The 11,812-nt window shown below is 42.8% G+C and carries 8 protein-coding genes; 2 read left to right on the top strand and 6 right to left on the bottom strand.

Going from position 1 to position 11,812, the window contains the following annotated elements:
- Window positions 1-84 precede the first annotated feature (84 nt).
- Entirely contained in the window at window positions 85-1,848 is a 1,764-nt protein-coding gene (gene ggt, locus AAC855_RS16240) for a gamma-glutamyltransferase (protein WP_340610969.1), read from the top strand.
- A gap of 103 nt (window positions 1,849-1,951) precedes the next feature.
- Here ggt and AAC855_RS16235 read toward each other — a convergent pair whose 3' ends face one another.
- From AAC855_RS16235 to phoB, 6 genes are all read right to left on the bottom strand, one after another.
- The gene (locus AAC855_RS16235) at window positions 1,952-3,271 is read right to left on the bottom strand and encodes a sodium-dependent transporter (protein ID WP_340610967.1); all 1,320 of its coding nucleotides are present in this window, start codon (window positions 3,269-3,271) and stop codon (window positions 1,952-1,954) included.
- A complete protein-coding gene (locus AAC855_RS16230) occupies window positions 3,268-3,393 on the bottom strand; it encodes a hypothetical protein (RefSeq protein WP_340610965.1) in 126 nt (41 codons plus the stop codon). Before AAC855_RS16230 ends, AAC855_RS16235 begins: the two co-directional genes overlap by 4 nt.
- A 1,175-nt stretch (window positions 3,394-4,568) precedes the next feature.
- On the bottom strand, window positions 4,569-5,894 hold the full coding sequence (brnQ, locus tag AAC855_RS16225) for a branched-chain amino acid transport system II carrier protein (protein WP_340610963.1): 1,326 nt from the start codon (window positions 5,892-5,894) through the stop codon (window positions 4,569-4,571).
- Window positions 5,895-6,454: 560 nt separating this feature from the next.
- A complete protein-coding gene (gene brnQ, locus AAC855_RS16220) occupies window positions 6,455-7,795 on the bottom strand; it encodes a branched-chain amino acid transport system II carrier protein (RefSeq protein ID WP_340610962.1) in 1,341 nt (446 codons plus the stop codon).
- Between the two features lie 389 nt (window positions 7,796-8,184).
- On the bottom strand, window positions 8,185-9,486 hold the full coding sequence (phoR, locus tag AAC855_RS16215) for a phosphate regulon sensor histidine kinase PhoR (RefSeq protein ID WP_340610960.1): 1,302 nt from the start codon (window positions 9,484-9,486) through the stop codon (window positions 8,185-8,187).
- Window positions 9,487-9,590: 104 nt separating this feature from the next.
- Window positions 9,591-10,280: a phosphate regulon transcriptional regulator PhoB gene (gene phoB / locus AAC855_RS16210; protein WP_340610959.1), complete on the bottom strand. Its 690-nt coding sequence runs from the start codon at window positions 10,278-10,280 to the stop codon at window positions 9,591-9,593.
- A gap of 305 nt (window positions 10,281-10,585) precedes the next feature.
- Here phoB and sbcD point away from each other — a divergent pair, with 305 nt between their 5' ends.
- Window positions 10,586-11,812, top strand: a complete 1,227-nt coding sequence (sbcD, locus tag AAC855_RS16205; protein WP_340610957.1) for an exonuclease subunit SbcD — start codon at window positions 10,586-10,588, stop codon at window positions 11,810-11,812.

The raw sequence follows: 11,812 nt of genomic DNA, 5'->3' as shown, positions 1-11,812 counted from the left end.
CCGATAATGTTATGTCACAAATAATTAACATAACCTTATAATCTTTTGGGTCTTCCCCTACCGCCCAAAAATCAGGAGGAAAGTATGTCCAAAACATGGAAAATTCCGTTCATCGTCGCCTCGCTATTCGTCTCATCCTCTCTTTACGCAGCCACCGGACTTGCAGTTGAAGCCAAGCAAGGCATGGTCGTCAGCGCACAACATCTGGCATCGCAGGTGGGCGTTGATATTCTCAAAATGGGAGGTAACGCTATTGATGCCGCTGTAGCTGTAGGCTACGCGGAAGCAGTCGTTAACCCCTGCTGCGGTAATATCGGTGGTGGTGGTTTTATGACCATACATTTGGCAGATGGTACAGATAAATTTATTAATTTCCGTGAAACCGCACCTGCGGCGGCTAGTGCCGATATGTATCTGGACAAAGACGGAAATGTGATCAAAGGCGCCAGCCTGTATGGGTACTACGCTGTTGGTGTACCGGGAACCGTTATGGGGCTGGATACCGCCCTGCAAAAATACGGCACATTAACCCGCGAGCAAGTCATGGCTCCGGCCATTAAGCTGGCGCGCGAAGGTTATACCCTGACCCGTGGTGATACCGATATCATGGATACTACAGTCAAACGTTTTGCTCAGGACCCGGAAGCTGCCCGAATTTTCCTGCGTAAAGACGGCACTCCATTCCAGCCCGGAGACAAATTAATTCAGACTGACTTAGCCAACACGCTGGAAATGATTGCCAAACAAGGGCCGGATGTTTTCTACCACGGTAAAATTCCTCAACTCATTGAGGAAACTTCAAAAAAATCAGGTGGGATCATCACAGCAGCTGATTTTGCCAATTATACGATTACCGAAACAACGCCCGTTACCTGTAGCTATCGCGGTTATAAATTTATCTCAGCCCCTCCTCCCAGTTCCGGTGGGGTCACGCTGTGTGAAATACTGAACATTGTTGAAGGTTATGACCTGAAATCGATGGGGTTCAACTCAGCAGCCTATATTCACACACTGACTGAAGCCATGCGCCATGCTTACATAGATAGAAACACCTATCTTGGTGATCCTGCATTTATTAAAAACCCACTTGATCGCCTGCTAAGCAAAAGTTATGCAGAATCCATCCGCAAAGAGATCCAGCCAAACAAAGCGACACCATCCAAGTTGGTACAACCCGGTATTGGCCCACATGAAAAACCAGAAACAACGCATTATTCTGTTGTAGATAAAGACGGTAACGCGGTATCGACAACTTATACCATTAATGGACGCTTTGGCGCTGTCGTTATTGCACCGGGAACCGGCTTTTTCCTCAATGATGAAATGGACGATTTCACGACGAAAATTGGCGCGAAGAACATGTATGGTCTGGTTCAGGGAGCAACCAACTCCATTGCCCCCGGTAAGCGCCCACTATCATCAATGAGCCCGACATTAGTGACCAAAGATAATAAAATTTTTCTGGTTTTAGGTTCTCCGGGTGGTTCAAGAATTATCTCCATTACTTTACAGGCTGCGCTGAATATCATTGACTTTGATATGCCACCACAAGAAGCCGTGAACAGCCCGCGTATTCATCACCAATGGCTGCCAGATGAAGTCTATTATGAGCAACGTGGTCTTTCGAAAGATACCTTAAATCTGCTGGAAAAAATGGGCTATAAAATGGTGGAGCAGACGCCATGGGGTGCAACTGAATTAATCATGATTGGTTTACCGGGTGCGGCGGGAGTTTCTCCGGTCAACTCATCAGGCAATGACTCTGCTGTTTCAGGCAAGGTTCGCGAAGGATATATCTATGGCGCCAATGATGTGCGGCGACCAGCCGGTGCAGCCATCGGCTATTAAGCACAATTCCTTCAGCTAAAAAATGCAGTTAAAAATAAGGGTGGGCATCAAATGCCCACCCTTATTTATTTTAGCTATTTTTCAAAATAGCCCAGATAGTGTATTAGCTAGGCATAAGGCCATGTACTAAAATCACCCCAATACATAATGGCCCGACATATCGCCATATAAACAGTAAACACTGGCGGCTCCGCGATGGCATATTCTCAGGTATTAAAGCATTAGCCTTATGTGACCAACCAAATACGAGGCAAATGACAATCCCGAACAGTGGCATCAGAACATTGGAAGTAATGAAATCCAGCATGTCAAAGATGGTTTTTCCACCTAATGTAACGTGACTTAGCGGGCCAAAAGATAAGGAAACCGGGATCCCCATTAACATAATCGATGCCGTAACGACTAAGCTTGCTTTACGACGCCGCCATTTAAAACGGCTCTGAACATAAGCAACAATATGCTCAAGTAATGAAATTGCTGAAGTCAGTGCAGCCATCAATAATAACAAAAAGAACGTGACGGCTAAGATTGAACCACCGGGCAGACTCGCAAAATAAATTGGCATTGTCATAAACGTTAACCCGGGGCCTGCATTGGGTTGTAAACCCGCCGCAGCCAACGCAGGAAAAATCATCAGACCAGCCAATACACAGACCAAACAAGAGAGGATAACAACCCAGATACTCGACCTACAAATACCTTTATTACTCGGTAAGTAGGAGCTATAAGTAATGTGGATACCCAAACCGATAGAGAGTGAGAAGAATGCTAACCCTAATGCATCTAAAACACCTTTTCCGGTCAAGCTGTGGAAGTCTGGGTATAAGAATAATTTTAGACCTTCTGATGAACCGGGTAAGCGGATACCGACAATAATCAGCATGATCATGATAAAAAATAGCATTGGCATCATGACCTTAACTGCTTTTTCCAAACCTCTTTGCACACCAGAGAGTACTACGTAACACGTCAGCCCTGAAAATACCAGATGTGCAATTATCGGCCACCATGGGTCACTGATAAAATTGGTGAAAATAGAGGTCAGTTGAGAGGTATCTGTAATATTTAACTGGCCTGTGCCCGCCATCACGGTATAGCCGATAGTCCAGCCACCAACAACACTGTAGAAGCTATAGATACACCATGAACTCAGTACACCTATAAAGCCAACCCATCCCCAGTGTTTACCAAGTAATTTTTTAAACGCATTAACAGCCACTTCACTCGTGCTACTACCCAGTATGTTTTCAGCTAACAGGACGGCTAATCCAATCACAAAGCTAAACAATAAAAATACAATCAGAAATGCACCACCACCATTTGTGGCTGAAACATAAGAGAATTTCCAAATGGCACCAATGCCAACAGCAGATCCGGTTGCTGCTAATATATGCCCCAAACGGGAAGTCCATTGTTGACTCATGCTAACCCCCGAACAGATACGGTGCCAGCACATGTATCCAGTTCCACAGCAGTCAGCAAAAGAGCCGCATCAGCGTTCCAAACTTGCTCACCTGCTTGCAGGTTAACCATAGACGTGGACATAATATATTCTGCCCCGCGGGATGGGGCAAAGGTCATAAAACCTGATGCCCAAATATCTTTAGATGATGAACAGTATGTCATAATAATTGTTAACTTATTGTTTTATATTCAATTACAGATAAGATGGTAACCAATGCAGTTAATTGAGTTCCACTCGCGAAACTGGACCCTGATCCAACAATCAGTGGTAGCATCATATTCACTAATCTCCGCAAGCTACAAAATGATAGTGCTAAAAACAGCCAGAATCGCCAATAACTACCTCTAGATAAAGTGCCACTCATCCAAACAGCGTTTAAGTGTCTCCATTATCTCGTCGATATTATTGTGTAATGAGCCTGTTAGTATCTCATTTATGCTCTGAATCTTCTTAATCCAGAATAGATATGACGGAGCAGTGGATTGCCGTAGATAATGCCACGATACACAGCCGGGTGCTACGTTTAGTGTTTTCACTTAACCTAATAGCCCCACGCTCGTTGCGATCAATTAAAACAGTGTAAACTCCACCACTTTCAGCACACCTCATGCCAGAAGCCATCAGAAGAAAACATCTCAATTCGTTAAAATAACTACCGATATATTACTTCGATACCTGAATATATATAATTTTTCGTTAAGACCAAAAATATGATAAGTATTATCACATTAATATTAAGGAAATTGACTCAAAACATATCATCGGAGTATACGTATAAAACCACCGGAATAATGACCCTGATTGAGCAGGCTCAGCGCCCTATCAAATCCGCTCAAGACAACCTTAACTAGCACGCTATTAATGCTATAAAACCTAAAATTGTCAATTCATTTCTCATATCGAACTATATTTGATAACTGTTTAATTTATATTGAAACCATGAATGATTTATCTATTTCGAAAAAATGATTCGCGTTAATTATCCCATAATGTTATCCAGCTCCATTTTTACACTCACCAAATAACTTTCAGAAAAATCGACAATAATTACTTTTCTTTCTAACTTCTGACTTACATTATCTTGGCGATTTATAATATCGCTTATCAAGTGAATCAAAGTTATATTTACTGTTCAATAACGCAATTATCTTTTAAAAAATAATAGATAACCCATAAAGGTAAAAAGCGGCACAAATTCGTGCCGCTTATCGTTTCTAAAAATAAAATTAACGAATAATAACCGCTTCTATTTCTGCTATACCTCGTGCTTTGGCATTTTTCTTTCTGCCACAATAAGGTCATAAATAGCAAAAATACCTACAGACGACAAAGTCGGAATTAGCCATGCCAGCCCTTGGTCTGCCAAGGGGAGATGTGTCGCCCATTCCGGCAAGAAATGAACAAGATAATTTGAAGCCTTAGCCGCATCCAGTATCCCAAACAGCAGACTCACCAGCATAGCCGGAGCCAGTATCCGGGAAAAGTTATTCCACAAACCACTTGTGAAACTCAATAGTACTAACACAATACAAGGTGGATAAATTGCTGTAAGCACCGGAATTGAAAACGTAATCAAATGGCTCAACCCCAGATTGGAAACCAGCATGGAGAAAAAAGCCAATAATAAAACCAGCGCACGATACGACAATGGCAGGTAACGGCTGAAGAACTCGGCACAAGAGCAAGTTAAGCCAATCGCAGTCGTCATACAGGCCATAAAAATCAATACAGCAAGCAGAAAACTGCCATAGTTGCCAAAAGTATTCTGAACGTAAGCGTGTAAGATCACTGCGCCATTCTCAGCATTAGGTACTAATGCACCGCTACCTTCACCCAATTTGAAAAAAGAGAGGTAGGCCAGCGTAAGAAAAAGCCCTGCGATTAAACCTGCATATATGGTGTAGCGAGTCAGTAATGACGAGGACTCAACCCCTCTGGAACGTACAGTATTCACAATCACAATACCAAAAACCATGGCTCCCAGAGTATCCATAGTCAGGTAACCATTCACAAAACCATTTGAGAATGGCATTTCCTGATAAGTCCCTGTCGCCGGAATCGGATCACCTGCCGGCCACAATATAGCTGCAATCCCCAGAATAACTAATGCAGACATCTTAATAGGCGCGAGTATACGCCCAACATTATCCAATAATTTACCGGGATAAAGTGATATCAGGATCATCAACAGGAAATAAATGACGCTGTAAATGAAAAGCGGAAGTTTGCCGCCTCCTGTTATTGGCGCAATACCGACTTCAAAAGAAACCGTTGCCGTTCTCGGTGTAGCAAACAAGGGGCCAACTGCCAAATAACAGACAGTCGCTAGTATCAAACCTGCCGTTTTCCCCATGGGAGAGCTCAGCGCTTCAATACCGCCTCCGACTTTTGCTAGCGCAATAACAGTGATAACAGGCAGGCCAACAGCGGTAAGCAAAAAGCCAGCAGCTGCAATCCAAACATTCTCTCCGGCCTGTAAGCCAACCATAGGCGGAAAGATAATATTTCCTGCCCCGACGAATAAGGCAAAGGTCATAAAGCCTAATGCCAAAATATCTTTAGATGATAAACGATGTGCCATAGTGATTGATAATATATTATTGTTTAAAATTACACATGAAATGATAAGTGCTATAGACGCAGTTACGGAATGTAAATAAAACAACCGCTGTAAGCACCGAATTTTTCATTGGTAAACTGAATTTTCACTTTAATTCTGAAAGGAGCCTACGCTCAGTGATAAGCGTATGCTACCCAATCAGAGTAACAACCAGAATCGCCAACAAACAAGCATAAGTAAAGCGTTTATGTCGCAAAAAGGCAAGTAGCAAACCAAAAAGCAGAATAATATTCTAAATTAAATTTCAAACATGGTGGTTACTATTATCTATAATTGAATGCTTAATATATGATTTTTATTTTCCCGTTATTTTTTACTAATAAGTCTGAATTTACAAAAAACACTTTCTAATAATTATTAAATTGATCAGCGTTTTTTTCATTAAGAGTAAAACTCCATTTTATATTAACTAATAGGCACAATTATTTTAGTGAAAAAATGAACAACAAAAACGCCACAGCATAAATCCATGCTGTGGCGTTTCATTTCCTTACTACTTAAAAAGCATCAAAATAGAATAATCAGCTTTGTCCCTGCTGCATTTCATGCTTTGGGAGTTTGGCTTCTCCCGCAATGCGATCATAAAAAGCAAATACAACCACTGACAGCAGAGTTGGTATTAACCATGCCAGACCTTTATCTGCCAAAGGCAGGTGAGTAGCCCACTCTGGCAGCAAATGTGACAAATAATGAGATGATTTTATCGCATCCAAAATCCCAAATATCAGGCTTACCAACATAGCAGGGGCCAGAATACGGGTAAAATTATGCCACCAGCGAATAGTAAAGCTCAGCAATATCAGGGCAATACAAGGCGGATAAATTGCTGTAAGTACCGGTATTGAAAACGTAATCAGATGGCTCAGCCCCAGATTGGAAACCAACATGGAAAAGAGACCCAACAGTAAGACCAGAGTGCGATAAGAAAGTGACAAATAACGGCTGAAAAATTCAGCACAGGCACAAGTTAAGCCAATCGCCGTTACCATACACGCAATAAAGATCAGTATCGCAAGGAAGAAACTGCCATAGTTGCCAAAGATATTCTGAACATAGGCATGCAGAATAGCCGCACCATTGTCAGCCGTTGGTACTAAGTCGCCACTTCCCTCTCCCAGTTTGAACAAAGAAAGGTAAACCAGAGTCAGACAAAGCCCAGCAATCAAACCTGCCCACATCGTATAACGCGTCAGTAATGAAGAAGACTCCACCCCTCTAGAACGTGCAGCATTGACAATAACAATACCAAATACCATCGCCGCCAGAGTATCCATTGTCAGATAGCCATTCACGAAACCATTTGAAAATGGAATCTCCTGATAAGTCTCAACGGCAGTAATAGGATGCCCCGCAGGCCAGAGTACCGCAGCCCCTCCAAGAATCACCAATGCCGCTATTTTGATTGGTGCCAGCACATGCCCGACGCTATCCAGTAATTTGCCCGGATAAAGTGAAACCAAAATCACCAGCAAAAAATAAATGACACTATAGATAAAAAGTGGAAGGTCTCCTGAACCTGTTAACGGAGCGATACCCACTTCGAAAGAAACTGTTGCTGTTCTCGGCGTTGCAAATAACGGACCGACAGCCAAATAGCAGATCGTTGCCAGTATTAAACCCGCTGTTTTACCGATAGGAGAACTCAGCGCTTCAATACCGCCCCCGACTTTCGCCAGCGCGATAACAGTAATAACAGGCAAGCCTACAGCCGTAAGTAAAAAGCCCGCAGCAGCGATCCAAACATTCTCACCCGCCTGTAAGCCAACCATAGGCGGGAAAATGATATTTCCCGCACCAACAAACAGGGCAAAGGTCATAAAGCCTAATGCCCAAATATCTTTAGATGATAAACGATATGTCATAATGATTGTTACATTATTGTTGCTAAAAGAATTGCATATACAATAGGAAACATTGCAAGCACTTGAATTTTCACTGGCGAAACTGGATCCTGATGAAACAGTCAGTGATCAGTATCATATTTACTGATACTTGTAAGATACAAAATGATAATGGTAATAACAGGTAGAATCGCCAACAACTGCCCACAAGTAAAACTTTTATAGCGTTAAAAGGCAAGTAACAAACCGAAAAGCAGAGCAATATTTCAAACTAATTTTAAAATTAGTGATTATTATCATCTATCATTGAATACACCCTATATGATTTGCACTTTTTTTGCCCACATTGGCTAATAAATCATTTTTTTGCCTGTATTATTACCATTAAATTTTATTAACCCTATGATTTTTTAATCAGTTTCTATATTAGGAGTAATAAGCTGCTGAGATAATAAAAAGCTGAATACAGAGCCTTTGCCGACCGTACTTGTGATATCAAGGTGTGTATTGTAGTGATGTAAGGCATGTTTCACGATCGCCAGCCCTAACCCGCTTCCACCAACTCTTCTCGAGCGCGCGCGATCAACGCGATAAAAACGCTCTGTCAGTCGCGGCAAATGCTCAGGACTGATCCCTGCTCCATTATCCTCGACTTTAAACACAGCCCCATGAATTGTTCTCAACCAGCTAACCTCTATGCGGGTTCCTTTTTCGGTATGGTTAATAGCGTTATGGATAAGATTCGACATTGCACTTCTGAGCTGTTCTTCATTTCCGAGCACATGTAATGTTTTATCGACATTAAACACAATATCGTACTGTTTACCTGCCAATGTCTGTACTTCCTGCTCTAATAAAGCCAGCACAGCCGGAACATCGGCCATATGGTGCATGTCTACCTTTGGGCCGATTTCAATTCTGGAAAGATGCAATAACTGGCTGACCAGACAATCCATTCTTTGCACCTGCTCCTGCATAGTACTCACTACTTTCTGGTTTGCTTTCCCGCTGATCTCCTGATCCTGCATCATTTCCAGATATCCCTGTAGCACTGTTAACGGTGTTTTCAGTTCATGACTGGCATTTGCGAAAAAATCACGGCGGGAGTTTTCCAGCCGCCTTTTTTGCGTGATGTCACGTGCAATCATCAATAATTGACTTTCCGAGTAAGGCATCAACTGAAATTCCACAATATGACCATTATTTAATTCAAGAGAGAGAGGAGAGGTAAAATCCCCCGCTATCATATAACGGCTGAAATCAGGGTAGCGAAGAAGATTGAAAATAGACTGTCGATTATCTTCCGGCCAGCGAAACCCTAATAAATGCTGGGCCAGACGATTACACCAAAAAATATTTCCTTCCTCTGTCATCATGACCAAGGCATCCGGCAATGATTCGGCACCACTGCGGAACCGTTTAATTAATAATGCCAGTTCCCTGCGCCGCTTGCGATTACGTTGCTGTAACTGGTAAATACCATAGAAAACCGGCTCCCATCCTCCCCTGCCTGCCGGAGGCAACATACTGTGATCAAGCCAGAGCCAGTCAGATAACTTCAGTAAGTTATAGCCATGCCATACTAATGCCATAAGTAAGGTAATAACCAGCAACCACGCCAGTTGACCGACAAAAAAAGACAAAATAACTGCAGGCAGGCAGAAAATAAACAGCCCCAGTGCCAGCTTCCTCCAGGATAATCTCTCAAGCACTTAACTCTCTCCAGTACATGTTTGCTGTCTTTCAAGTTGCTTCATTATCTATCCGCTTCTCAAATTAAATTTATGCAGATGAGCCAAAAAACCGGCCAGAAAGATTAATAACGAGTAGAAAAGCGATACCCTGTGCCACGAACAGTCTGTACCATTTTATCGTGCCCACCTATTTCGAGCGCTTTGCGCAAACGGCGGATATGTACATCTACTGTGCGATCCTCCACATAAACATTTGCTCCCCACACATAGTTGAGCAACTGCTCGCGACTATAAACACGCTCCGGATGCGTCATGAAAAAATGAAGAAGTTTGAATTCGGTTGGTCCCATATCAACACTCTGCCCCTGACTGGAAACACGATGGGATGTGGAATCCAGCATCAACCCTTCTATATTGATAATATCTTCTGCTGCCATTGGGGAAATACGCCGCAATACAGCTTTAACGCGGGCAATTAACTCTCTGGGGGAAAATGGCTTGGTAATATAATCATCGGCCCCAACATCAAACCCACGCACTCGATCTTCTTCTTCTCCCCGTGCGGTCACCATCATGACAGGAATATCTTTTGTGGTGTTATTGCGCTTCATCTGTTTAATAATTTGAATTCCTGAACCACCGGGTAACATCCAGTCCAGCAGGACTAAATCAGGATAAGGCTCAGATAAACACCCGACGGCAGTGTCATAATCTTCTGCTTCAACAGGCTCATATCCATTCTGTTCCAGAACAAAACAGACCATTTCACGAATTGGGGCTTCATCTTCAACAACCAAAATACGTCTAACCATGGTTAATCCTGTCAGTATGATTGAAGTCAGCAAAATTCACAGTGAACTATTGTGAGTCAATTTTATTACAGTTTTATGAAATAGATTTCATCTTAATCATAAAACTGTAACCAACATTACGGAGAATTTATCAGCCAATGACTCTATTTCATTGCCGTTGCGAGGCCGCTCGAAAATCTGTGAATCAGATTATAATTACCCACGACATCCGAAGAACACTCATTATAATTAACATCTGAACAGGGTAGGCTGGACGCAGGGACAGCGTAAAGCAGTAACACAGGTAAGATAGGCAGAGCAAAAATATGCGGATTATTCATACGTCAGACTGGCATCTCGGGCAATATTTCTTTACCAAAAACCGTGCAGCAGAGCATCAGCACTTCTTACAGTGGCTTATCAGGCAAATAAATGAACATCAGGTTGATGCCCTGATTATTGCCGGAGATGTTTTCGATACAGGTTCTCCCCCCAGCTATGCCCGGGAACTGTACAACAGATTTGTGGTGGATTTACAATCCACTGGCTGCCAGCTTGTCATTCTTGGGGGAAACCACGACTCCGTCGCAACACTCAATGAATCAAAAACCCTGTTTTCTTATCTGAATACCACTGTTATTGCCTGTGCTGAAACTGATACCCAACAGCAAATTAAGGTATTGAATAACAGAAATGGTCAGGCTGGAGCGATTCTGTGTGCCATTCCTTATCTGCGTCCACGAGATATTATGTTCAGCAAAGCAGGTCAATCAGCCATACAGAAACAACAAGCTTTACAGGATGCCATCGCTGAACACTACCACCAGCTCTACCAACAGGCATGCAGCTTGCGGGAGCAACTTGGTCAAGCTCTACCGATTATCGCAACCGGTCATCTAACCACAGTTGGAGCCTCCACGACTGACTCAGTCCGAGATATTTATATTGGCACATTGGACGCATTTCCGGCGCAAGCATTCCCTCCTGCGGACTATATTGCTCTGGGACATATTCACCGCCCGCAGTCGGTCAATAAAACTGAGCATATCCGTTATAGCGGTTCTCCTATTCCTTTGAGTTTTGATGAAGTCGGGCAAGAAAAAAGTGTCTGTCTGGCGGATTTTCAGGAAGGTAAATTCAGTCACCTCACCCTGTTACCTATTCCGAATTATCAGCCAATGCAACTCATTCGGGGTAACCTGCAACAAATAGAAGCGCAATTACAAACTTTTCGTGACTATCAGGGAGATCGTCCTGTCTGGCTGGATATTGAAGTCGCAACGCAGGATTATCTGCATGACATCCAGAAACGTATTCAAGCTATGGCTACGGATTTACCTGTAGAAATTATTCTGTTGCGCCGCAGCAAAATTGCTCGTCAAATCTCATTATCAGAGACAAATAAAGAGACGCTGACAGAATTAAGCGTATCCGAAGTTTTCGAACGGCGACTAGCGATGGCGGAAATTGACGATCAGCCACAAAAACAACGCCTGACGACTCTGTTCAGGCAAACACTGGATGATATTACTCAGCAACGTACACAAAAATAA

Source organism: Xenorhabdus bharatensis (assembly GCF_037996705.1).
Taxonomy (GTDB): domain Bacteria; phylum Pseudomonadota; class Gammaproteobacteria; order Enterobacterales; family Enterobacteriaceae; genus Xenorhabdus; species Xenorhabdus bharatensis.
This window is presented reverse-complemented; position numbering and strand designations above follow the sequence as displayed.

Excerpts from the sequence above, each read along its gene's own strand:
- ggt (WP_340610969.1), top strand. The coding sequence starts at position 85 with ATGTCCAAAACATGGAAAATTCCGTTCATCGTCGCCTCGCTATTCGTC.
- AAC855_RS16235 (WP_340610967.1), bottom strand. The coding sequence starts at position 3,271 with ATGAGTCAACAATGGACTTCCCGTTTGGGGCATATATTAGCAGCAACC.
- AAC855_RS16230 (WP_340610965.1), bottom strand. The coding sequence starts at position 3,393 with ATGTCCACGTCTATGGTTAACCTGCAAGCAGGTGAGCAAGTTTGGAAC.
- brnQ (WP_340610963.1), bottom strand. The coding sequence starts at position 5,894 with ATGGCACATCGTTTATCATCTAAAGATATTTTGGCATTAGGCTTTATG.
- brnQ (WP_340610962.1), bottom strand. The coding sequence starts at position 7,795 with ATGACATATCGTTTATCATCTAAAGATATTTGGGCATTAGGCTTTATG.
- phoB (WP_340610959.1), bottom strand. The coding sequence starts at position 10,280 with ATGGTTAGACGTATTTTGGTTGTTGAAGATGAAGCCCCAATTCGTGAA.
- sbcD (WP_340610957.1), top strand. The coding sequence starts at position 10,586 with ATGCGGATTATTCATACGTCAGACTGGCATCTCGGGCAATATTTCTTT.